The organism is Streptomyces sp. NPDC088923 (assembly GCF_044749745.1).
In the GTDB taxonomy this organism is placed as follows: domain Bacteria; phylum Actinomycetota; class Actinomycetes; order Streptomycetales; family Streptomycetaceae; genus Streptomyces.
On the sequence record NZ_JBIVIO010000001.1, the window covers coordinates 1,089,960 to 1,111,223 of the forward strand.

Sequence of the window (21,264 nt, forward strand, 5' to 3'; positions counted from 1 at the left end):
TCGCCTTACCCTTCGAAGGGTGAGCCACCTCGAAGCGCCCGAGACCGATGCCCCCGCCCCCACTCCCGCCTCTGCCCCCACGGATGTCGCCCCGGCCGGACCCGCCGCCGCTCCCGGGGCGGCCCTGCCCGGCGCGGCGGCCGATTTTCCCGCCGGGCTGTGCGAGGAGCTGATCGCCTTCCGGCGCGATCTGCACGCGCACCCCGAGCTGGGCAACCAGGAGGTCCGCACGACCGGGGCGATCAAGGCCAGACTGGAGGAGGCGGGGCTGCGCCCCCGCGTGCTCGCGGGCGGCACGGGGCTCGTCTGTGACATCGGCGCGTGGGACGGGGGGCGCCCGATGCTCGCGCTGCGTGCCGACATCGACGCGCTGCCCATCCCGGACACGAAGGTCACCACGTCCTACCGCTCCACGGTCCCCGGCCGCGCGCACGCCTGCGGCCACGACGTGCACACGACCGTCGTGCTCGGTACGGGCCTCGTCCTCGCCGATCTCCTGAAGCGCGGCCTGCTGCCGCGCCCGGTCCGGCTCGTCTTCCAGCCGGCCGAGGAGGTCCTGCCCGGCGGCGCGGCCGACGCGGTGCGCGACGGGGTGCTGGAGAACGTGGGCCGCATCCTCGCCGTGCACTGCGACCCGAAGGTGGACGCGGGCCGCATCGGGCTGCGCCACGGTCCCATCACCTCGGCGTGCGACAGCCTCAAGATCTCGCTCGACGGCCCCGGCGGCCACACCGCGCGCCCGCACCTGACGACCGACCTCGTCACGGCCGTCGCCAAGGTCGCCACCGAGGTCCCCGCGCTCGTCGGCCGCCGCGTCGACACCCGCGCCGGGCTCGCGATCACCTGGGGCCGCATCGAGTCCGGGCACGCCACGAACGTCATCCCGCAGCACGCCGAACTCGCCGGGACCGTACGGTGCCTGGACCAGCGCACGTGGGAGACGGCGCCCGACGCGGTGTACGCGGCGATCGACGAGGTCGCGGCGCTGTACGGCGCGAAGACGCAGATCACGTACGTGCGCGGGGTGCCCCCGGTCGTCAACGAGGCGAGCGCCGCCGACCTGTTGCGCGACGCGATGACCGCCCGGCACGGCGCCGAGTCCGTCGAGAGCACCGAACAGAGCCTGGGCGGCGAGGACTTCTCCTGGTACCTCCAGCACGTCCCGGGCGCGATGGCCCGGTTGGGTGTCCGCACCCCGGGCGACCGGCTCTCGCGCGACCTGCACCAGGGCGACTTCGACGTGGACGAATCCGCGATCGCGGTCGGCGTGGAACTCTTCACGGCGGCGGCGCTCCTGGACGCGGCGGAGGACCGGACGAGCTGACCCCTCCGAGGGCGGGGCGGGCCCTTGTGGGGCTCGCCCCACACCCCGCTCCTCAATCTCCCCCAGCCTTCGGCCGGGAGGTGCCCCCCGGAGGGGCTGGATTTTTGGGCTGAGGTTTTCGGCCTGGCGCCCAAATCCCCCCTTCGTCACCCTCGTTCACCGGCCCGTAACGGCCCGTTGGCACGAATGGGTAACGCCTCGCCGAAGCCCTTCAGCCCCCGCTTCTACGCGCGTTACTGTGCGGCGCGTTGGAGAGCGCCGACGATCGCGTCGAACAAGCGCCTGGAGAAGGGGAGTTCCCCGTGGGTCACAAGTCGAGGTTCACCCGGGTCGCCGTGGGAGTCGCCGCGCTGGCGCTCGCCGCCACCGCCTGCGGGAAGACGAGCGGTGAGGCCGAGAAGGACGACGCGAAGAAGGGCGGCGACTCCTCCGCCTCGGCGTCCAAGGGCATCGGCCTGGCGTACGACGTCGGCGGGCGCGGCGACCAGTCGTTCAACGACGCCGCGTACTCGGGCTTCGAGAAGGCCCGCAAGGAGTTCAAGCTCGGCGGTCAGGCCGTGGAGCCGCAGGACGGCGAGTCCGACGCGGACAAGGTCGCGCGCCTGACGCAACTCGCCAAGAACGGCTACAACCCGATCATCGGCGTCGGCTTCGCGTACGCGCCCGCCCTGAAGGAGGTCGCGCCCAAGTACCCGAAGCTCACCTTCGGCATCGTCGACGACGACACGGTCAAGGGCGACAACGTGGCGGACCTCGTCTTCCACGAGGAGCAGGGCTCCTACCTCGCGGGCGTCGCGGCGGCGAAGGCGACGAAGAAGAAGCACGTGGGCTTCATCGGTGGCGTCGACGTACCCCTCATCCACAAGTTCGGCGCGGGCTTCAAGGCGGGCGTCGCCTCCGTCGACCCGAAGATCGAGGTCGAGGAGCAGTACCTCACCGAGAAGGCCGAGGACGGCGGCTTCTCCAGCCCGAACCTGGGCAAGGAGGCCGCGAAGGGCCAGCTCGACAAGGGCGCCGACGTCCTCTACGCGGCGGCCGGGCTCTCGGGCCAGGGCGTCATCGAGGAGGCCGCCGCCGCGAAGAAGTGGGCGATCGGCGTCGACTCCGACCAGTACAACCAGAAGCCGCTGGCGAAGTACCGGAAGTACATCCTGACGTCGGTCCTGAAGGACGTGGGCGGCGCGGTCTACGACCTGACGAAGTCGGTCGTGGACGGCTCCCCGAAGACGGGCGAGACCCGCTTCGACCTCGCCTCGGGCCGCGTGGGCCTCTCCGAGTCGAACCCGGCCTACGGGAAGATGACGGAGCTGACGGCGGCGGTCGAGAAGGCCGAAGCGGACATCAAGGCGGGCAAGATCGACGTCCCGACGTCTTGACGCGGTAGTGATGAGGAGGGGCTGGAACGTAAAGGTCCAGCCCCTCCGGCGTTTGAGGAGCGGGGTCCGGGGCGGAGCCCCGAAAACGGCCCGCCCCTGCGGGGCACAGGTGGATAACGGGTGACCTGCGGGGGTTTTCCGCGCGTTCTACGCGCGTTACGCTGCGGCGGAACCAGCGCCCCATCCGGGTGCCGCCACACAAGGAGTCCCGCTCATGCGCCGCCTGTCCCGAATCGCTGCCGCAGGCATTGCGACCGCCGCTCTCGCCGTCTCCGTCACCGCTTGTGGCGGTACCTCCAGCGACGCCGCCGCCGACAAGGACAAGGGCGGCGACGCCAAGGCCAAGGGTCTCGCCCTCGCCTACGACGTCGGTGGCCGCGGCGACCAGTCCTTCAATGATGCCGCGCACGCGGGCATGGTGAAGGCCGAGCAGGACTTCAAGCTCACCGGCAAGGACGTCGAGCCCACCGACGGCGAGTCCGACGCCGACAAGGTCGCCCGCCTCGACCAGCTCGCCAAGCAGGGCTACAACCCCGTCATCGGTGTCGGCTTCGCGTACGCGCCCGCCATCAAGGAGGTCGCGGCCAAGCACCCGAAGACGACCTTCGGCATCGTGGACGACGAGACCGTCCAGGAGAAGAACGTCGCCGACCTCGTCTTCCACGAGGAGCAGGCGAGCTACCTCGCGGGCATCGCCGCCGCGATGACCAGCAAGAGCGACCACATCGGCTTCGTCGGCGGCGTGGACGTCCCCCTCATCCACAAGTTCGAGGCCGGGTACGTCCAGGGCGCCCAGTCGGTCAACCCGAAGATCAAGATCGAGAAGCAGTACCTCACCGAGAAGGCCGAGGACGGCGGCTTCTCCAGCCCGAACCTGGGCAAGGAGGCCGCGAAGGGCCAGATCGACAAGGGCGCGGACGTCGTCTACGCCGCCGCCGGTCTCTCGGGCCAGGGCGTCATCGAGGCCGCCGCCGCCGCGAAGAAGTGGGCGATCGGCGTCGACTCGGACCAGTACAACCAGAAGCCGCTCGCGAAGTACAAGGACCACATCCTCACCTCCGCCACCAAGGACGTCGCGGGCGCGGTCTACAACCTCGTGAAGTCGGTCCAGGACGGCAAGCCCGCGACCGGCGTCGTCCGCGCCGACCTCGGCTCCGACGGTGTCGGCCTCGCCGACTCCAACCCGGAGTTCAAGGGCGACGCCAAGGTCCAGAAGGCGATCGAGAAGGCCAAGGCCGACATCGCCGCGGGCAAGATCAAGGTCAAGACCACCAGCTGAGCGGCGCCTCGGGCCCGGCCGGCGCGTATCGTCCGGGCCACGCGCGCGTACGGCGGTACGGGGCCGAGCGAAGCCCGTAGCAGGGGCCGAGGGGAGCCCGTACCGCCGCGGGCGGTCCCGTACCGCCACAACTGAACCAGTGGACACCGCCACGAAACGGTGCCGTCACCGGCCCCGGGGAGGCTGAACCGGCCCCGGGGCCGACCGGCACCCGCCCCGCACCACCCCTCCCGCACACGTCCGGGCCGCCGCACGCGGGCCCCCTTCCGAGGAGAATGCGCCATCAACGCGTCTCAAAGCCCCCCGTCCGGCGGCCAGGCGCCCGCGGTCGAGCTCCAGGGCATCACCAAGCGCTTCCCGGGCGTGGTCGCCAACCACGACATCCACCTCAGCGTCCGCAAGGGCACCGTGCACGCGCTCGTCGGCGAGAACGGCGCGGGCAAGTCGACGCTCATGAAGATCCTCTACGGGATGCAGAAGCCCGACGAGGGCACGATCCGCGTCGACGGCCAGGAGGCCGCCTTCGGCTCCCCGGCCGACGCCATCGCGCGCGGCATCGGCATGGTGCACCAGCACTTCATGCTCGCCGACTACCTCACCGTCCTGGAGAACGTCGTGCTCGGCAGCGAGAAGCTGCACGGCATCGGCGGGGCCGCGCGCCGCAGGATCGTCGAGCTGTCCGAGCGCTACGGGCTCGGGGTCCGCCCCGACGTGCGCGTCGAGGACCTCGGCGTCGCCGAGCGGCAGCGCGTCGAGATCCTCAAGGTCCTCTACCGGGGCGCGACGACGCTCATCCTCGACGAGCCGACCGCCGTGCTCGTCCCGCAGGAGGTCGACGCGCTCTTCGGCAACCTGCGCGAGCTGAAGGCCGAGGGCCTCAGCGTCATCTTCATCTCGCACAAGCTCGGTGAGGTCCTCTCCGTCGCCGACGACATCACCGTCATCCGGCGCGGTACGACGGTGGGCACCGCCGTCCCCGCCGAGACGACCCCCAAGCAGCTCGCCGAGCTGATGGTCGGCAGCGAACTGCCGACCCCGGAGACCGCCGAGTCGACCGTGACGGACCGCGCGCTGCTGAGCGTCGAGGAGCTGCGGCTGTGCGTGGACGGCGGCCGTCCCGTGCTCGACGACATCAGCTTCACGATCCACGAGGGCGAAGTCCTCGGCATCGCGGGCGTAGAGGGCAACGGTCAGACCGAGCTGATCGACGCGCTCATCGGCCTCAAGGGCGCCGACTCGGGCCGCATCCTCCTCGCGGGCGAGGAGATCACGCCGTGGCCGACGCGCAAGCGCCGCGAGCACGGCGTCGGCTACATCCCCGAGGACCGCCACCGCCACGGCCTCCTCCTCGACGCGCCGCTGTGGGAGAACCGCATGCTCGGGCACGTCACCGAGGAGCCCGCGGCGAAGGGCTTCTGGCTCACGCCGAAGGCCGCGCAGGAGGACACGCGCCGCATCGTCGAGGAGTACGACGTCCGTACGCCCGGCATCGACGTGACGGCCGGCTCGCTCTCCGGCGGCAATCAGCAGAAGCTCATCGTCGGCCGCGAGATGAGCCACAAGCCGCGCTTCCTCATCGCCGCGCACCCGACCCGGGGCGTGGACGTCGGCGCGCAGGCGCAGATCTGGGACCAGATCCGCGAGGCGCGCCGCGAAGGGCTCGCCGTCCTCCTCATCTCCGCCGACCTCGACGAACTCATCGGCCTCTCGGACACCTTGCGGGTCATCTACCGGGGTCGCCTCGTCGCGGACGCCGACCCCGCGCACATCACGCCCGAGGAACTGGGCTCCGCGATGACGGGGGCGAGCAGCGGCCACCTGGAGGAAGCGGCGCCGCCCGCGAAGGACGCCGCGAAGAAGCCCGTACCCCCGCAGAAGTCGCCCGCGACCTCGAAGGCCCCGCAGGAGAAGGACACCCCCCGATGAGCAACCTCTCCGCGAAGAAAACGGACGAGTCCCCGAAGACGGCCACGGCACCGCACGGCCCCTCCGGCAAGAAGTGGGACTCCGAGCGCCTGATCCTGGCCGCCGCCGGGCCCGTCATCGCCCTCGTCCTCTCCCTCGTCGTCACCGGCGTCGTCCTGCTCGCCTCCGGCAAGAACCCGATCGAGCCCTTCCAGCTCATGTTCGAGCAGATCGGCTACTCCGACCAGCAGGTCCTGATCATCAACCAGGCGGGCGTCTACTACCTCGCCGCGCTCGCGGTCGCGGTCGGCTTCCGCATGAACCTCTTCAACATCGGCGTCGACGGCCAGTACCGCCTCGCCGCCTGCGTCACCGCGATCGCCGGTTTCCACCTCGCGCTGCCGCAGGTCCTCCAGATCCCCGTGCTGCTGATCATCGCGATGCTCACGGGCGCCCTGTGGGCCGGCATCGCGGGCGTCCTGAAGGTCACGCGCGGTGTGAGCGAGGTCGTCGCGACGATCATGCTCAACTCGATCGCGACCGCGCTCATCGTGTGGCTGTGCCTCACCGACAACTTCGGCGTCCCCGTGGGCAACAACCAGACGACGGGCGCCATGGACAAGGCCGGCTGGTTCCCCGGCATCGGCATGGGCGACGCGGGCGAGATCTACGGCTTCGTCTTCGTCGCCGTCCTCGCGGGCCTCGTGTACTGGCTCGTCCTCAACCGCACCCGCTTCGGCTTCGACCTGCGCGCCTCGGGCGCCTCCGAGGAGGCCGCCGCCGCGAGCGGCGTCAGCGCCAAGCGCATGACCCTCACCGCGATGCTCCTCTCCGGCGCCGTCGCCGGCCTCGCGGGCCTGCCGATCCTGCTCGGCGACACGCACACGTACAGCCAGAGCTTCCCGAGCGGCCTCGGCTTCACCGGCATCACGATCGCCCTGCTGGGCCGCAACAACCCGCTCGGCATCGCCGCGGCCTCGCTCCTGGTCGCCTTCCTCGACAAGGCGAGCTCCGTACTCGACTACAACGGGTACGAGAAGGAGATCGCGACGATCATGCAGGGGATCATCGTGATCGCCGTCGTCGTCTCCTACGAGCAGGTACGCCTGTGGGGCCTGCGCCGCCAGCAGCGCCGCGTCGGGCTCGAACTCGCGGCAGCCGCTGCCGCCGCCACCCCGTCCACCGAGGTCAAGAAGGAGGCGGCGGCCCGATGAGTACGCCCACCACCACCGCACCGGAGAAGGCGCAGGCCGCGCCGCCCCGCCCCCGTACGAAACTCACCTGGCCCGTCGCGCTGCTCCTCGTCGCCGGGCTGCTGATCATCGTCTCCGCCGTACGCCTCATCACCGGCGCGGACGGCATCACCTCGACCGGGCAGATGTCCGCCGCGCTGCGCCTCGCCGTGCCGATCGGCCTCGCCGGGCTCGGCGGGCTGTGGGCCGAGCGCGCGGGCGTCGTCAACATCGGCCTCGAAGGCATGATGATCCTCGGCACCTGGTTCGGCGCCTGGGCCGGTTACCAGTGGGGCCCCTGGGTGGGCATCCTGCTCGGCGTCGTCGGAGGCGCGATCGGCGGGCTGCTGCACGCGATCATCACGGTGACGTACAACGTCAACCACATCGTCTCCGGTGTCGCGATCAACATCCTCGCCCTCGGCGTCACCCGCTACCTCTCGATCTTCACCTTCGCCGAGGCGGACGGCGGCACCTCGAAGCAGTCCCCACCGATCGACTCGCTCGGCACCTGGACCGTGCCAGGCATCGCGGACGGGCTCGGCGATCTCGCGGACAAGCACTGGTTCCTGATCTCGGACCTCGCCGGCCTCATCGGCGGCGTCCTCACCGACCTCTCGCCGCTGACCCTGATCGCGCTGCTCCTCGTGCCGTTCACGTGGTGGGTGCTGTGGCGCACGAGCTTCGGCCTGCGGCTGCGCTCCTGCGGCGAGAACCCGGTCGCCGCCGAGTCGCTCGGCGTGGACGTCTACCGCTACAAGTACCTCGCGGTCATCATCTCCGGCGGTTTCGCGGGCCTCGGCGGCGCCTTCCTCGCGCTCGTCTCCTCCAACATCTACCTGGAGGGCCAGACCGGCGGGCGCGGTTACATCGGCCTCGCCGCGATGATCTTCGGCAACTGGATGCCGGGCGGACTCGCCCTCGGCGCCGGGCTCTTCGGCTACACCGACTCGCTGCGCCTGCGCGGCGGCGGCGAGAACGTGCACGCGGTCCTTCTCCTCCTCGTCATCCTGCTCGCCTTCGCCGTGGCGTGGCTCGTGTGGCGCAAGAAGTGGCTCGCGGCGGGCATCACGACGGTCGTCGGGGCGCTCCTGCTCGTGTGGTACCTGTTGAGCGACGAGGTCCCCTCGCAGTTCGTCTCCATGACGCCGTACGTCGTGACGCTCCTCGTGCTCGCGCTCTCGGCGCAGCGGTTGCGGATGCCGAAGGCGGACGGGATGCCGTACCGGAAGGGCCAGGGCGGATGACGCGTACGGAGGCGGGTACGGCCGGGGCGGACGCGGACTTCGACTGGGACGGGCTGCGCGAGCTGGCCCGGACCGCGATGCTCGCCGCGTACGCGCCGTACTCCGGCTACCGCGTCGGGGCCGCCGCGCGCGTCGCCGACGGCCGCACCGTGAGCGGCTGCAACGTCGAGAACGCGAGCTACGGGCTCAGCCTGTGCGCCGAGTGCGGGCTCGTCTCGCAGCTCCTGCTCTCGGGCGGCGGCCGGCTGACCCACTTCACGTGCGTGGACGGCGAGGGCCAGGTGCTCATGCCGTGCGGGCGCTGCCGCCAGCTTTTGTACGAGCACGGGGGCGACGCGCTGCTCCTGGAGACGGCGGCGGGCATCCGCACCCTCGCGCAGCAACTGCCCGACGCCTTCGGGCCGCACAAGCTCTGACCCGTAGCGGGTATCAGTCACGACGGGCCCGGCGCACGCGCCGGGCCCGTACCGTTTCACACTCTTTGGGAGCCGTAAGTGGACGTCATCTCCGTCATCCGTACGAAGCGCGACCGGGGGGAGCTGAGCGAGGCGCAGATCGACTGGGTCGTCGACGCGTACACGCGGGGCGTCGTCGCGGACGAGCAGATGTCCGCGCTCGCGATGGCGATCCTGCTCAACGGCATGACGCGCCGCGAGATCGCGCGCTGGACCGCCGCGATGATCGCCTCGGGCGAGCGCATGGACTTCTCCTCGCTCAGCCGCCCGACCGCCGACAAGCACTCCACGGGCGGCGTCGGCGACAAGATCACGCTGCCCCTCGCCCCGCTCGTCGCGGCGTGCGGGGCGGCGGTGCCGCAGCTCAGCGGCCGGGGCCTCGGCCACACGGGCGGCACGCTCGACAAGCTGGAGGCCATCCCCGGCTGGCGCGCGAGCCTCACGAACGCCGAGCTGATGGACGTACTGGACTCGACGGGCGCGGTCATCTGCGCGGCGGGCGACGGCCTCGCCCCCGCCGACAAGAAGCTGTACGCGCTGCGCGACGTGACCGGGACGGTCGAGGCGATCCCGCTCATCGCCTCCTCGATCATGTCGAAGAAGATCGCGGAGGGGACGGGCTCGCTCGTCCTGGACGTGAAGTGCGGGTCCGGGGCCTTCATGAAGAACGCGGCGGACGCGCGCGAACTCGCCGAGACGATGGTGGGGCTGGGGACGGACCACGGCGTACGGACCGTCGCGCTGCTCACCGACATGTCCACGCCGCTCGGCCTGACGGCGGGCAACGCGCTGGAGGTTCGCGAGTCGGTGGAGGTCCTGGCGGGCGGCGGCCCGGCGGACGTGGTCGAACTGACGCTCGCGCTGGCGCGGGAGATGCTCGACGGGGCCGGCCTGACGGACGCGGACCCGGCGAAGGCGCTCGCGGACGGCTCGGCGATGGACGTGTGGCGGCGGATGATCGCGGCGCAGGGCGGCGACCCGGACGCGGAACTGCCGGTGGCGCGCGAGACCCACGTGGTCACGGCCCCGCGCGACGGCGTCCTGACCCGCCTGGACGCCTACGACATCGGCGTGGCCGCCTGGCGCCTGGGCGCGGGCCGCGCCCGCAAGGAGGACCCCGTGCAGGCGGGGGCGGGCGTCGAACTCCACGCGAAGCCGGGGGACTCCGTCAGGGCGGGCCAGCCGCTGCTCACCCTCCACACGGACACACCGGACCGCTTCGCCTACGCGCTGGAGTCGGTGGAGGGCTCGTACGAGATCGAGGAGACGGGGGGCCTGATGGCCCGCCCGATCGTCCTGGACCGGGTGGCGGCGGGCTGACCTCCCGGCGGGGCGGGTCCCCGGCCCGCCCCGCAGTCACGGCACCTCCGGCCCGGCCCCGCCGGTCTCGTACCACTCCGTGCCGAGCAGCCGCCCCCGTGCGTCCTCCGCCATCGCCGCGAGCCGGCCGGGGGCGGCTCCTCGCTCCACCTCGCTCGCGTGCGCGAGGATCGCCGCGCACTTCCGGTCCAGCCAGGGCCGTACGTCCAGCCGCAGGTCCGCCCGCTCCTCCGGCAGGACACGCGGGGACTGTCCCGGGCGCAGGAGCGCGCCCCAGTCCCGCAGCGCCGACGGCGGGTGCGTCGCGCTCCACAGCGGGACGCCCGCCGCCTCGGCCGCCCCGGCGGCGACCTCGTGCGTACGGGCGTGGTCGGGGTGCCCGGTCAGGCCGCCGAGCGCGTCGTGCGTGACGATGACGTCCGGAGCGAACTCGGACACGTACCCGCCGAGCCGCGCCACGGCGTCTTCGAGCGCCGCGTCGAGCAACCGCACCTCCCCCGGCGCCGACTCCGGTACCTTCGCGTCGGCGTACCCGAGAAAGCGGGGCGCCCCGGCCCCCAACACCCGCAACGCCTCCGCGAGTTCGGGCTCCCGATGCGTCCCCGCCGTCCACGTGGCGGTCACGACCCCCGTATGCCACCCGGCATCGGCGACCCGCGCGAGCAACCCCCCGGCGGACAGCGACTCGTCATCGGGGTGGGCAAAGACGGCGAGGAGGGCGGGCATGGGGGCAGCGTACGGGCCGGTGGAAGTCCGGCCCGCGCTCACACGGCCGCCTTCGCCGCCACTTCTTCACGTCCCGCCACAACCGCGCCGTCCGTACTGGTGCGCGATCGGGAGGGAGACGGAGGCTCGCTTGTTCGCATAGATTAGACTTAGTCATTCGGGTACGTTAGACAATGGGCGTGAAGAAGAGAGACCTCATCAGGACGCTGGCGAAGATGGCATCCGGGAAAGGGGTCCGCTTCGGTCTCGAACGGCAGGGAAAGCACGAGGTCTGGTACTTCGGAACGCTTCCCCTGGTGATTCCGAGACACACCGAGATCTCCGAACCGACGGCGAAGGAGATCATCCGGAGGGCGGAAGGCACGTGACTTCCGCCCTCCGGGGCGTCCTTTCGCCTCCAGAAGTGGAAGGGATCACGATGCGCGACTACACGGCCACGGCCACCCGCAGCGGCAACTGGTGGGCCGTCGAGGTGCAGGGGCTGCCGGATCAGTACGTGAACGCGACGCAGGGTGCCACCTGGGCCGAGGCTCAGGAAATGGCCGAGGATCTGGTCCGACTCACCCACGAGTTCGCCGGGATCGACGAGGACTACACCGTCATTCTCCGGCCCGGTGACGAGCGGGTCAGCCATGCCCTGGAGGATCTCGCCGCAGCCCGCGAGCGGCAGAAAGCCGCCGATGCCGCCGAGGACGAGGCGCTCCGGCGTGCCGCACGGGCCCTCACTCGTCACGGCTTCACGGTCCGGGACGCGGCGAAGCTCCTCGGTATCTCCTATCAGCGGGTTTCCCAGCTCGCGCCGCGCAGGACAGCGGCCTGACGGCCGTCGGCGGGCCGCCGAGGGCCTGCGTGAGGACATCGCGACGCCCGGTGCGGGCAGGAAGCCGATGAGGGCGCTGGGCGGCGGGTATCCGTGCCGGAACGCGGGGCTCAGGCGGCCCCGGAGTCCGCTGTCCTCGGCTCCGGCGCCTGCTGGGTCCGCCGTTTCCGGTCCATCTCGCGCCACTCCGGGAGGAGGCCCGCCAGGCTCGTCGTCAGGAAGTAGGCGCCGCCGAAGATCAGGAGGGCCGGGACGAGGGCCGTCGCGCCGAGCAGGCCGCCCGCGACGAGGCCGCCGAAGGGGATGCCCGCCCAGGCGAAGGCGGTGACGAGGCCGGTCACGCGGCCGAGAAGGGGGCGGGGGACGCGTTCGATCTGGACGGCTCCGAGGATCGGGTTGAGGAAGCCCGCACCGAGGCCGGAGATGACGAAGACCGTGACGACGCACCACAGGGGCACGTCCAGCGCGAGGACCGCGTAACGCGGCGCGCCCGTGAGGAAGTAGCCCACGAGGAAGACGGGGCGCCTGCGCAGCCGGTGCGCGTACACCGCCGCGATCACGCTCCCCGCGACCCCGCCGATCCCCATCGCCGCGCCCACGGCCCCGATCGCCCCGACCCCGCCGCCCGAGTCCCGCGCCCACACCGGGATCAGCACGCTGGTCGTGGCCGCGTCGAGCAGGTTCGTCACGCCGACCACGACGGCCACCGCGAGCAGCAGCCGGTCCCCGCGCAGGAAGCCCGCGCCCTCGCGGAGCCGCCGCCAGTAGCCCTCGGCCTCCGGGACGTCCGCCCCGGCGGCCGTCGCCTTGCGCGGCAGCGTCGTCAGCACGACGAGCGAACCGAGGGCGAAGAGCGCCGCCATGACGGTGAGCGAGGTCAGCGTGCCGAGTGCGGCCACGAGCGCGCCGCCGCCCGCGAGGCCCAGCGTGCTCGCGAGCCGTTCGATCGTGCCGGACAGCCCCGTCGCCCGCTCCATCGGTACGCGGGCCAGATCGGCGGCCTCCGGGACCATGACCTCCTTGGCCAGGTCACCGGGCCCGCGCGCCGTGCCGATCACGGCGACGAGCGCGAGCAGCACGCCGGTGTTCAGGACCTCGCCGGCGTGCAGCAAGGGGATCGCGAGCGCCGCGAGCGCGCTCACGAGGTCGGTCGTCCCGGAGACCGTACGCGCCCCGAGCCGGTCGACGAGCGGCCCGCCGAAGGTCTGCGCGAGCACGTACGGGCCCATCTCGCAGAACGCGACGAGACCGGTCCGTGTCGCGCTCCCGGTCGTGGCGAGTACGTACCAGGGCAGCGCGATCGCGGATATGCGGGTCGCGGTCTGCGCGACCCCGATGGCGAGCAGGACGCCGATGAGGGGGCGCGGGGAGCGGGGGGAGGGAGGCATGACGGCTCACTCCTCGCCGGAGGCGGTCGGCGGACGCTCGTCCATCTCGGGGATGACGTGCACGATCATCGAGACGCGCCCGGTGCCCCCGGGCGCCTCCTCCGCGCCCGCCTGCCGGTAGCGCGCGATGACCTCGCGCACCTCCTCACCGAGCCGCAGAGCCTCCTCGGGCGAGAGCCACAGCGAGTAGTCGCTCATGTCGGAGACCTCGCGCCACTCGGCGGGGAGCGTCGCGTACTCGTTGACGGCGTCCTGCATCCGGCGGGCGTGCGCGGCGGCGACGGCCTGGTGGTAGAGGAAGGTCGCCTCGGGTTCCCGCTCCACGTACGTACTGGAGTCGAAGAGCGTCTCGATGTGCGCGGCCCGCCACCACCGCTCGCGGTTGTTGCCCCGCTCACTGTCCTCGACGACGAACCCGGCCCCCGCGAGTTGCCGCAGGTGATAACTCGCGGTCCCCGAACTGACCCCGAGCCGCTGCGCGAGCGCGGTCGCGGTCGAGGCCCCGAACCGCCGCAGCGCGCCGAGCAGTTGCACGCGTACGGGGTGGGCGAGGGCGCGCAGGCCCTTGGCGTCGAGGGCGACGGAGGGGAAGGCGGACGGGGGAGTGGGCCGGTCTGCGGTGCTCATGGGGGCAGCGTAGACCGCCAAGAGTTCTTCGCAAAGAGTCCTTCGCGAAGAAGTCTTGGTGATTCACGCACCTGCTCAAGAGCCGCGAGAACGCGCGGCGCCTGCTCGCGTCGATCGAGCGGCTGGAGAGCGGTGGCGGCGCACCCCGGGAGCTCGCCGAGTGAAGTTCGTCTTCGACGAATCCGCCTGGGAGGACTACCTCTGGTGGCAGACCCAGAACCGCAAGGTGCTCAAGCGCATCAACATGCTCCTCCAGGAGATCGCCAGGGACGGCGATGAGGGCAGGGGCAAGCCCGAGCCGCTCAAGCACGGCTTCCACGGGTACTGGTTCCGGCGGATCACCGACGAGCACCGGTTCGTCTACAAGATCGTGGAGGACGAGATCCGCGTAGCGGCCTGCCGCTACCACTACGGACGCTGAGCCCCTCAGGGTCCTCTCCCTACCCCAGCGCCCGCGCCACCGCCCTCGGCATCGTCGTCGTGATCTCGTCGCCCAGGCGTTCGAATTCGCGGTGGAGGACGGGCGAGGCGAGGGCGCTGAGGCCCTTGAAGCGGATCGTGGCGTGGTAGGTGATGACGGTGCTGCCCGCGCCGGGCGTGAAGCTGAGGTCGTCGGTCGTCTCGGCGGTCTGGCTGACGCCGGAGAAGACGAGGCGGTCGGGGGTGTACGTGTCGAGGCGGTACGTCAGTTCGGTGCGCCGCCCCCGGAACTCCGTGACGTTGTGCCAGCGGGAGCCCTCGCCGACCGTCCCCTCGCCCAGGCGCTCGCACGAGACCGTGCCGGGGTCCCACTCCTCGGCGTGGGCGAAGTCGGCGAGGTAGGCGATCACCTTCGCCTGCGGGAAGGGCACCGCGAGCGTGCGGGTGACATGGATCATGGCGGCTCTCCTCGTACGAGGGCGGCGGGGAGGCGGGGTACGGGCACGGGCCCGCCGCTCACCGTGGAGTGCACCCCTTCCCCGTACCGCCCCCCGCCACACTCACCCCAGTACCGCCGCCACCCCCACGAGCACCGGCACCGAAAGCACCGTCGAGAGCAACACCGATTCGCGGGCCAGGCGTTCGGCGACGCGGTACCGCACCGCGTACGTGTAGAGGTTCTGCGCGGCGGGCAGCGCCGAGGTGACGACGACCGCGAGGAGGTCGTGGCCCCGCAGCCCGAGGACGCACGCCGCGAGGAACCAGGCGATGAGCGGCTGGCCGAGCGCCTTGAGCCCGGCCGAGAGCAGTACCTGAGCGGCCTCGGGGCCCCGGGCCGGGAGCGACGATCCGCGCAGCGAGATGCCGAAGGCGAGCAGCACGGCGGGCACCGACATGTTGCCGACGAGCGTGAGCGGGTCCAGGACCGGACCCGGCACGCCCACCCCCAGCGCCGCGACCGCCACCCCGCTCAGCGAGCCGACCGCGACCGGGTTCCGCAGCGGCGTGAGGACCTGCCCCACCAGGCCGCCCTTCGTCCGGTCCGGGCGGCGCAGGTCGAGGATCGTGAGCGCGACGGGGGTCGCCACGATCTGCTGGAAGAGGAGCACGGGCGCGACGAGCGAGGCGTCGCCGAGCACGTACACGGCGATCGGGATGCCGAGGTTCCCGGCGTTGACGTAGCCCGAGCACAGCGCGCCGATCGTCCCCGGCCCGACCCCCCAGCCGCGCACGGCTGCGACGACCCCGTACACCGCCCCGACCGCCACGACGCTCCCCGCCGTGACCAGCAGTTTCGCCGAGAGCAGCACCCCGAGGTCGGCGTCGGCGAGCGTCGTGAAGAGCAGCGCCGGCGTCGCCACGTGGAACGCGAGCCGCGTCAGCGTCTCGCGCCCGCCCTCGCCGAGCCGCCCGCTGCGCCCGAGCACGTACCCGGCGGCGATGACCGCCGCGATGACCCAGAACCCGGTCAGCACCCCGCGCACGGGTTGACTTTCGCGGCGGGGGCGGGGGAGAGGGCGGCGGAGAGGGAGAGCGACGGGACGGGTATCGGGCCCGGGGAATCAGTGGTGGGTGCAGCCATGTGGACATTGTCGGAGGTGGGGGCGACCCGTCCGGAGGCGGGCCCGTGCCGCCGCGATGAGTCGCGCCCGGCTTTTCGGTCACCCCTCCGTGGACCCAGAAACGAGCACCCCCGCGGAGCCTCGACCCGCCGCCCCCGTCCTGCGCCTCAGGAGCCCCGCCGACCCGGCCGCCCTCCACCGTCAGGTCGCCGCGCTCGCCAGGTCCGCCGGGACGCTCGTGATCGACCTCGGCGGGTTCGCGGGGGAGGGATTCGCGGCGGTCGAGTTGCTCGCGCGGCTCGCGCTCACGGCGCGGCGGCACGGGGGCCGGGTGCGCTTGCGGGGCGTCCCGGACGAACTGGGCGCGCTGCTGGCGGCCTTGGGGCTGGCGGACGCGCTCGGTGTCAGTCCGCCAGACCCGGGCACCTCACACGGTCGGTGAGCGCGGCGGGCGTGCCGGGGACGCTGACGCGGGCCGCGGTGAGGTGGGGCACGGGGACGGCCGCGCCCCGGTCGTGGGCGGCGGTGGCGCCCGGCAGCGCGGTCGGCGCGGTGCCCACGGGCGCGTTGAGGAGGGCCGTGCAGGCCAGTTGGCGGCTCGCGCGCGCGGAGAGCCGGGGCGTCCCCTTCGGGAAGCGGAGGTCCAGGGTCGTGGCCCTCATGGCGAGGCTCGGGAGGGGAAGGTGCTCCGGGAGCGCCGTCATCAGCGTCGTACGTTCCGTGCGCGAAGGGCCCTTGAGGAGCGCGCGCAGCGCGCCGCGCGCGGAGGCGTCCGGGCGGGGCGCGGCGCGGAGGGTGTCCGGCTCGTCCCGTACGAGGAAGTAGACGCCCTGCGTCAGGCGCAGGCCCGTCGCCGGGGCGCCGACCTCGATGACGCCCGTGGGTGGGACTCCGCAGGCGGCGAGGAGGCCGGCGGCGGCGAGGGCGAGGGCGGCGCGCCGGAGCGTGCGCGCGGAGTGGCGCCGCCTCATGCCCGCGCCTCGGGGCCGGTGGTCCGCGCCTCGGGACCGGCTGCCCGTGTGTCCCGTGTCCCCCTGGCCTTCGCCGGGTTCTCCGGTGGTGTGCGGGGCAGCCGGACGGTGAAGACCGCGCCGCCGTCCGGGCGGTTGGCCGCCGTGACGACGCCGCCGTGCAGGCGGACGTTCTCGTGCGTGATCGCGAGGCCCAGGCCGCTGCTCTCGCTGCGGGTGCGGGCCGCCCCGGCCTTGAAGAAGCGGTCGAAGAGGTGCGGGAGCGCGGCCGGCGGGATGCCGGGGCCCCGGTCGCTCACCTCGATCTCCACGCCGCCCGGGGCGGGCAGCGGGCGCAGCGCGAGACGGACCGGTGCGGTGCCGTGCTTGAGGGCGTTGCCGACGAGGTTCGCGACGACGACGTCGAGGCGGCGCGGGTCGACGCGGGCCCGTACCCCTTCCGGGAGTTCCGTCTCCACCCGGCTCGTCCACCCACGGGTGGAAAGCGTTTGGCGCAAGGACTCCGCGAGGTCGAGATCGTCGGCGTGCAGGGCGACGGCCCCGGCGTCGAAACGGGAGATCTCCATCAGGTCCTCCACGAGGCGCGCGAGGCGCATCGTCTCCTCCGTCACGAGGCGTACCGCGTCCGCCGTGTCCTTGTCGAACCGCGGTGCCTCCTCGGCGAGTACGTCCGTCACCGCCGTCATCGCGGCGAGCGGCGTACGCAGTTCGTGCGAGACGTCGGCGGCGAAGCGCCGCGCCCGCGCCTCCATGAGGCGCAACTCCGCGACCGACTTCTCCAGGGCCGCCGCCGTCTCGTTGAACGCCCCCGCGAGCCCGGCGAGTTCGTCCGAGCCCTGCACCTTCAGCCGGGTCCCGAGGTCTCCTTCGGCCATCCGCCGCTGCGCCCCTCGCAACTCCCGTACGGGCCGCAGCACTCCGCGTGCGAGCAGCAGCGCGAGCAGCACGGCGAGCCCGAGCGCGGGCAGCGCGGCCCGCTCGACGGCGCTCACGAGCGCCGCCACGTACGCCTCCTCGCTCGACTGCGAAACGACGAGGTAGACGCAGAGGCCGCTCAGGGCCCGGGAATCGCCCGCGTACGTGACGGGCAGGCCGACGACGAGGACGGTCCCGCCGCTCGCGCGCACCCGCTGGAAGACCGCGACCGAGTGCGTCTCCACCCGCCCGCGCAGCTCCCGTCCGATCAGCCCGGGCGCCGGCCCGCTGCCGGCGTCGGCCCGCAGGCCCCCGTACGTGGCGACGACGCGCCAGCTCTGCGCGCGATGCCCCGAGACGAGGTGGCTCGCGAGCTCTTGCAGCGTCTCCTGGTTGGCGGGCGTCGGGAAACCGGGCACCACCTGCCCGACCTCGTCCCTGAACTGGTCCACCACGCTGTCCTGGCTCCGCTGAAGCACCCCGTTCCGCGCCTCGCGGAAGGTCAGCGCCCCGGTCCCGAGCGCGCTGACGACGGCGACGAGCGCGAAGGCGAGCACCATGCGGCCCCGGAGCCCGCCGAAGGAGGGGCGGCGGGGGCGGCCGCGGCGGGGAGCGGCCTGCCCGGGGACCGGCGCGGCCGCCTCCCCACGGGCGGCCCCCGCCTCCGTACGTCCGCCCGGCCCCCGTACCTCCGCGCTCCGCGAGCCCGCGCCCCCCGTGCCCGCACCCCCCGAGCCCCGGCCCTCCGCCCCCTTCGTCCCGTTCATCCCGCGCTTCCCCCGCGGAAGCGGTAGCCGAAGCCCCGGACCGTCTCGACGCGGTCCGCCGCCGCGGCGAGTTTGTTGCGCAGGCGCTTCACGCAGGCATCCACCAGGCGGATGTCGCCGTGGTAGCTGTGCTCCCAGACCGCCTCCAGGAGTTGCTGGCGGCTGAGGACCTGGCCTGGGGAGGCCGAGAGGGTCAGCAGGAGGCGGAGTTCGGAGGGGGCGAGCGGGACCGGGGTGCCCTCATGGGCGACGCGGAGGCCCGTGCGGTCGATGGTGAGGGGGCCGTGCGTCTCGGGCGGCGGGGTACCGGGCGCGTCCAGGCGGCGCAGGACCGCGCGGATGCGCGCGTCGAGCACGCGGGCCCGCACCGGTTTGACGACGTAGTCGTCCGCACCCGCCTCCAGGCCCACCACGACATCGATATCGTCGCCCCGCGCGGTCACGATGAGCAGCGGCACGTGCGCCCGCTCGGGCGTGCGCAGCCTCCGGCACACCTCCAGGCCGTCCATGCCGGGGAGCATCAGGTCGAGCACCACGACCTCGGGCACGGCACTGGCGAAAGCCGCGAGCCCCTCCTCGCCGCTCGCCGCCGCCCGCACCTCGTGCCCCTGACGCCGGAGCCCGAGGGTGACGGCCCGGCGGACGGACTCGTCATCCTCGATGAGCAGTACGCGGGACATGCGCCCAGTATGCGTGTGCGGAGGTCGATCATCCGTTCGGGTGCGGGGGTGTGCGCGACGGTTGTTACGGAACGGTCTTACGGGCGGCCCAGCACGGTGACGCCCGCTGTGCAGCCTGGAGCGGCCCCGTCGCCGACACCGAGGAACCCGGCCCGCCCCATGCGCCACACGAAATCCGCCGCCGGCGGCTCCCGCTCCGCCCGCCGCGCCGAGCGCCGCAAGACCACGAGCCGCAGGCAACGCCTGCTCGGACTCGCCGCGCTCGCCGTCGTGACCCTGCTCGCCGCCGGTCTCGTCGCGCGCGGCGGCCACGGCGGCGACGGGGGTGCGCGGGCGCGGACGGCGGACACGTCCCGTACGAGCCCTTCGCCGGAGGCGGTCCGCACCGAGGCGCGCGGCAGGCCGAGCGCCTCGCCCGGGGCGAGCGAATCCGCGAAGGCGAAGCCGTCCACGTCCCCCAAGGCGTCTCCCGAGGCCCCCGAATCCCCGGACCCCGGACCGAAGAGCGGCACCGGCCTCTTCACCACCGCCTCGGCGAGCGGCGGGCTCGTCGGGCACGGCGCCACCGTGCGCCGGTACACCGTGCAGGTCGAGGGCGGCAGCGGCATAGCGGCGAACGAGGCGGCGCGCCAGATCGAGCGTGTGCTCGCCGACCCGCGCGGCTGGACGGCCGACGGCCGCGACTCCTTCCAACTCGTCGGCTCGGGGCCGCACGACTTCGACGTGAAGATCGCGACGCCCGACACGGTGGACCACCTGTGCGGACAGGCCGGGCTCGACACGCACGGCGAGGTCAACTGCGACGTCGGCAGCCAGGTCATCGTCAACCTCAAGCGCTGGCTGACCGGTTCACCCGAGTTCTCGGGCCCGGTGGAGGAGTACCGCGCGCTGATCATCAACCACGAGGTCGGCCACCGCATCGGCCACGGCCACGAGACCTGCCCCGGCCCCGGACGTCCCGCGCCCGCGATGATGCAGCAGATCTACGGCCTCAAGGGCTGCGCGCCGAACGCGTGGCCGTACGACAGGAACGGGACGTACCTGGGCGGCCCCTCGGTGCCGTGACCCGGACGGGCCCGTACGAGCCGGGCGCCCCTTACGAGCGGGCCCCGCGCCGCGCACGAGCCGGGCCGCCCCGCACCCCGTACCCCCTGCCCCCTCAGCCCGCGACTCCCCTCCCCTCCGCGTCGAGCCGCGCTGGGAGCCCGAAGAGCGGGAACCAGCGGGCCGTGTCCAGGAAGCAGTGCACGCCCTTGATGCGGCCGGCGTCCAGGTCCATGACCTGCACCGCCCACGGCGAGAAGCCCGAGCCGTCCGGCTCCGGGTGGTAGTGCGCGAAGGCGGGGGCGCCGTTCGCGACGGTCGGGACGAGGCGCGAGTCCCGGCAGACGGAGCCGGTGCCGAGCATCCAGCCCGTGAAGTTCTCCGGGCCGACGAGCCACAGGTCGTACGGGGGCATGGACATCACGACGTCCTCGTGGAGCAGCGCCGTGAGGGCCTCCATGTCGTAGCCCTCGAAGGCGGCCACGTACCGGTCGAGGAGCGCGCGCTGCGCGGCGTCGAGCGGGGCGACGGGGTCGCTGGGCCGCACGGGGTGCTCGGCGAGGGTCGCGCGGGCGCGCTGGAGGGCGCTGTTGACGCCCGCGACCGTCGTGTCGAGCAGCTGGGCGACCTCCTGCGCCCGCCAGGCGAGGACCTCACGCAGGATGAGCACCGCGCGCTGCTTGGCCGGGAGGTGCTGGAGGGCGGCGACGAAGGCGAGGCGCACGGAGTCGCGGAGCGCGGCGGTCTCCGCCGGGTCGGCCGGATTGGCCGGGAGCACCTTCGCGTCGGGCACGGGCTCCAGCCACGTCGGTTCGGGGCGCGCCTTGAGGACGGCGCTCGCCGCGGGCTGCGGCGAGGTGAGGTCCATGGGGAGCGCGCGCCTCTTGCCGGCGTTGAGCGCGTCGACGCAGACGTTGGTGGCGATGCGGTAGAGCCACGAGCGCAGCGAGGAACGGCCCTCGAAGGAGTCGAGCGCCTTCCACGCCCGCACCATCGTCTCCTGCACCGCGTCCTCGGCCTCGAAGGGCGAACCGAGCATCCGGTAGCAGTAGCCCGTCAACTCCCTGCGGTACTCCTCAAGACGCGCGTCCGTCACGGTCGCCCCCGCCTCGCCCACGACATACCCCCGGCTCGGAAAAAAGCATGTGGAAGACCCGCCCCCGCACCGGCGCGACGACGGTCCTGCGGACGCTACAGGAGCCCACT

General features: G+C 72.8%; 22 protein-coding genes and 1 pseudogene. 14 read left to right on the top strand and 9 right to left on the bottom strand.

Annotated elements, in window-relative coordinates:
- Positions 1-19: 19 nt before the first annotated feature.
- From ACIP4O_RS05155 to ACIP4O_RS05190, 8 genes are all read left to right on the top strand, one after another.
- Complete coding sequence (locus tag ACIP4O_RS05155; protein ID WP_401571644.1) at positions 20-1,324, top strand: amidohydrolase; 1,305 nt, start codon at positions 20-22, stop codon at positions 1,322-1,324.
- A gap of 302 nt (positions 1,325-1,626) precedes the next feature.
- Positions 1,627-2,700 (top strand): BMP family protein, encoded by a 1,074-nt coding sequence (locus ACIP4O_RS05160; protein ID WP_401571646.1) that lies wholly within the window; start codon positions 1,627-1,629, stop codon positions 2,698-2,700.
- Between the two features lie 214 nt (positions 2,701-2,914).
- Positions 2,915-3,979: a BMP family protein gene (locus ACIP4O_RS05165; protein ID WP_401571648.1), complete on the top strand. Its 1,065-nt coding sequence runs from the start codon at positions 2,915-2,917 to the stop codon at positions 3,977-3,979.
- A gap of 363 nt (positions 3,980-4,342) precedes the next feature.
- Positions 4,343-5,905: an ABC transporter ATP-binding protein gene (locus tag ACIP4O_RS05170; RefSeq protein WP_401571650.1), complete on the top strand. Its 1,563-nt coding sequence runs from the start codon at positions 4,343-4,345 to the stop codon at positions 5,903-5,905.
- The gene (locus ACIP4O_RS05175) at positions 5,902-7,098 is read left to right on the top strand and encodes an ABC transporter permease (protein WP_401571653.1); all 1,197 of its coding nucleotides are present in this window, start codon (positions 5,902-5,904) and stop codon (positions 7,096-7,098) included. The genes ACIP4O_RS05170 and ACIP4O_RS05175 overlap by 4 nt, the downstream gene beginning before the upstream one ends.
- Positions 7,095-8,363, top strand: coding sequence for an ABC transporter permease (locus ACIP4O_RS05180; RefSeq protein WP_401571656.1), 1,269 nt, complete (start codon positions 7,095-7,097; stop codon positions 8,361-8,363). The genes ACIP4O_RS05175 and ACIP4O_RS05180 overlap by 4 nt, the downstream gene beginning before the upstream one ends.
- Entirely contained in the window at positions 8,360-8,779 is a 420-nt protein-coding gene (locus ACIP4O_RS05185; protein WP_401571659.1) for a cytidine deaminase, read from the top strand. Before ACIP4O_RS05180 ends, ACIP4O_RS05185 begins: the two co-directional genes overlap by 4 nt.
- Positions 8,780-8,857: 78 nt before the next feature.
- Positions 8,858-10,138: a thymidine phosphorylase gene (locus ACIP4O_RS05190; protein WP_401571660.1), complete on the top strand. Its 1,281-nt coding sequence runs from the start codon at positions 8,858-8,860 to the stop codon at positions 10,136-10,138.
- A gap of 36 nt (positions 10,139-10,174) precedes the next feature.
- On the opposite strand, the gene ACIP4O_RS05195 is transcribed toward ACIP4O_RS05190, so the two are convergent.
- On the bottom strand, positions 10,175-10,864 hold the full coding sequence (locus ACIP4O_RS05195) for a PIG-L deacetylase family protein (RefSeq protein ID WP_401571663.1): 690 nt from the start codon (positions 10,862-10,864) through the stop codon (positions 10,175-10,177).
- 179 nt (positions 10,865-11,043) lie between these two features.
- Here ACIP4O_RS05195 and ACIP4O_RS05200 point away from each other — a divergent pair, with 179 nt between their 5' ends.
- Positions 11,044-11,232: a hypothetical protein gene (locus tag ACIP4O_RS05200; protein ID WP_401571665.1), complete on the top strand. Its 189-nt coding sequence runs from the start codon at positions 11,044-11,046 to the stop codon at positions 11,230-11,232.
- Between the two features lie 50 nt (positions 11,233-11,282).
- Positions 11,283-11,684: a type II toxin-antitoxin system HicB family antitoxin gene (locus tag ACIP4O_RS05205; RefSeq protein ID WP_401571668.1), complete on the top strand. Its 402-nt coding sequence runs from the start codon at positions 11,283-11,285 to the stop codon at positions 11,682-11,684.
- Positions 11,685-11,794: 110 nt separating this feature from the next.
- On the opposite strand, the gene ACIP4O_RS05210 is transcribed toward ACIP4O_RS05205, so the two are convergent.
- Both ACIP4O_RS05210 and ACIP4O_RS05215 read right to left on the bottom strand, forming a co-directional pair.
- Complete coding sequence (locus tag ACIP4O_RS05210) at positions 11,795-13,072, bottom strand: MFS transporter (RefSeq protein WP_401571671.1); 1,278 nt, start codon at positions 13,070-13,072, stop codon at positions 11,795-11,797.
- Between the two features lie 6 nt (positions 13,073-13,078).
- Entirely contained in the window at positions 13,079-13,699 is a 621-nt protein-coding gene (locus ACIP4O_RS05215) for an ArsR/SmtB family transcription factor (protein WP_401571673.1), read from the bottom strand.
- Positions 13,700-13,773: 74 nt separating this feature from the next.
- Between ACIP4O_RS05215 and ACIP4O_RS05220 the strand changes: the two are divergent.
- Both ACIP4O_RS05220 and ACIP4O_RS05225 read left to right on the top strand, forming a co-directional pair.
- A pseudogene (locus ACIP4O_RS05220) lies at positions 13,774-13,863 on the top strand (type II toxin-antitoxin system prevent-host-death family antitoxin); the annotation flags it as partial.
- Positions 13,860-14,120 carry a Txe/YoeB family addiction module toxin gene (locus tag ACIP4O_RS05225; RefSeq protein WP_401571676.1) on the top strand — a complete coding sequence of 87 codons (261 nt, stop codon included), beginning with the start codon at positions 13,860-13,862 and terminating at the stop codon, positions 14,118-14,120. The pseudogene ACIP4O_RS05220 and the gene ACIP4O_RS05225, both read left to right, overlap by 4 nt.
- Positions 14,121-14,139: 19 nt before the next feature.
- Here the strand turns inward: ACIP4O_RS05225 and ACIP4O_RS05230 are convergent, their stop codons facing one another.
- Both ACIP4O_RS05230 and ACIP4O_RS05235 read right to left on the bottom strand, forming a co-directional pair.
- Complete coding sequence (locus ACIP4O_RS05230) at positions 14,140-14,577, bottom strand: SRPBCC family protein (RefSeq protein WP_361331352.1); 438 nt, start codon at positions 14,575-14,577, stop codon at positions 14,140-14,142.
- A 102-nt stretch (positions 14,578-14,679) separates the two neighbouring features.
- Entirely contained in the window at positions 14,680-15,603 is a 924-nt protein-coding gene (locus ACIP4O_RS05235; RefSeq protein WP_401571679.1) for an AEC family transporter, read from the bottom strand.
- A gap of 187 nt (positions 15,604-15,790) precedes the next feature.
- Between ACIP4O_RS05235 and ACIP4O_RS05240 the strand changes: the two genes are divergently transcribed.
- Positions 15,791-16,123 carry an STAS domain-containing protein gene (locus ACIP4O_RS05240; protein ID WP_401571681.1) on the top strand — a complete coding sequence of 111 codons (333 nt, stop codon included), beginning with the start codon at positions 15,791-15,793 and terminating at the stop codon, positions 16,121-16,123.
- Here ACIP4O_RS05240 and ACIP4O_RS05245 read toward each other — a convergent pair.
- The 3 genes from ACIP4O_RS05245 to ACIP4O_RS05255 all read right to left on the bottom strand — a co-directional run bounded on the left by ACIP4O_RS05245 (position 16,086) and on the right by ACIP4O_RS05255 (position 19,014).
- A complete protein-coding gene (locus ACIP4O_RS05245) occupies positions 16,086-16,652 on the bottom strand; it encodes a hypothetical protein (protein ID WP_401571684.1) in 567 nt (188 codons plus the stop codon). The genes ACIP4O_RS05240 and ACIP4O_RS05245 overlap by 38 nt on opposite strands.
- Positions 16,649-18,127, bottom strand: coding sequence for a sensor histidine kinase (locus ACIP4O_RS05250; RefSeq protein WP_401573834.1), 1,479 nt, complete (start codon positions 18,125-18,127; stop codon positions 16,649-16,651). Before ACIP4O_RS05250 ends, ACIP4O_RS05245 begins: the two co-directional genes overlap by 4 nt.
- Before the next feature lie 203 nt (positions 18,128-18,330).
- Positions 18,331-19,014, bottom strand: coding sequence for a response regulator transcription factor (locus ACIP4O_RS05255; protein ID WP_401571687.1), 684 nt, complete (start codon positions 19,012-19,014; stop codon positions 18,331-18,333).
- 159 nt (positions 19,015-19,173) lie between these two features.
- Between ACIP4O_RS05255 and ACIP4O_RS05260 the strand changes: the two genes are divergently transcribed.
- Positions 19,174-20,079: a DUF3152 domain-containing protein gene (locus ACIP4O_RS05260; protein WP_401571690.1), complete on the top strand. Its 906-nt coding sequence runs from the start codon at positions 19,174-19,176 to the stop codon at positions 20,077-20,079.
- A gap of 94 nt (positions 20,080-20,173) precedes the next feature.
- On the opposite strand, the gene ACIP4O_RS05265 is transcribed toward ACIP4O_RS05260, so the two are convergent.
- Positions 20,174-21,175 (bottom strand): sigma-70 family RNA polymerase sigma factor, encoded by a 1,002-nt coding sequence (locus ACIP4O_RS05265; RefSeq protein ID WP_401571692.1) that lies wholly within the window; start codon positions 21,173-21,175, stop codon positions 20,174-20,176.
- Positions 21,176-21,264: the final 89 nt, after the last annotated feature.

What these genes read in the sequence shown, in the direction of transcription:
- ACIP4O_RS05165 (WP_401571648.1), top strand. Translation starts at nt 2,915, where the DNA reads ATGCGCCGCCTGTCCCGAATCGCTGCCGCAGGCATTGCGACCGCCGCT.
- ACIP4O_RS05175 (WP_401571653.1), top strand. Translation starts at nt 5,902, where the DNA reads ATGAGCAACCTCTCCGCGAAGAAAACGGACGAGTCCCCGAAGACGGCC.
- ACIP4O_RS05180 (WP_401571656.1), top strand. Translation starts at nt 7,095, where the DNA reads ATGAGTACGCCCACCACCACCGCACCGGAGAAGGCGCAGGCCGCGCCG.
- ACIP4O_RS05185 (WP_401571659.1), top strand. Translation starts at nt 8,360, where the DNA reads ATGACGCGTACGGAGGCGGGTACGGCCGGGGCGGACGCGGACTTCGAC.
- ACIP4O_RS05195 (WP_401571663.1), bottom strand. Translation starts at nt 10,864, where the DNA reads ATGCCCGCCCTCCTCGCCGTCTTTGCCCACCCCGATGACGAGTCGCTG.
- ACIP4O_RS05205 (WP_401571668.1), top strand. Translation starts at nt 11,283, where the DNA reads ATGCGCGACTACACGGCCACGGCCACCCGCAGCGGCAACTGGTGGGCC.
- ACIP4O_RS05210 (WP_401571671.1), bottom strand. Translation starts at nt 13,072, where the DNA reads ATGCCTCCCTCCCCCCGCTCCCCGCGCCCCCTCATCGGCGTCCTGCTC.
- ACIP4O_RS05215 (WP_401571673.1), bottom strand. Translation starts at nt 13,699, where the DNA reads ATGAGCACCGCAGACCGGCCCACTCCCCCGTCCGCCTTCCCCTCCGTC.
- ACIP4O_RS05230 (WP_361331352.1), bottom strand. Translation starts at nt 14,577, where the DNA reads ATGATCCATGTCACCCGCACGCTCGCGGTGCCCTTCCCGCAGGCGAAG.
- ACIP4O_RS05245 (WP_401571684.1), bottom strand. Translation starts at nt 16,652, where the DNA reads ATGAGGCGGCGCCACTCCGCGCGCACGCTCCGGCGCGCCGCCCTCGCC.
- ACIP4O_RS05250 (WP_401573834.1), bottom strand. Translation starts at nt 18,127, where the DNA reads ATGGTGCTCGCCTTCGCGCTCGTCGCCGTCGTCAGCGCGCTCGGGACC.
- ACIP4O_RS05255 (WP_401571687.1), bottom strand. Translation starts at nt 19,014, where the DNA reads ATGTCCCGCGTACTGCTCATCGAGGATGACGAGTCCGTCCGCCGGGCC.
- ACIP4O_RS05260 (WP_401571690.1), top strand. Translation starts at nt 19,174, where the DNA reads ATGCGCCACACGAAATCCGCCGCCGGCGGCTCCCGCTCCGCCCGCCGC.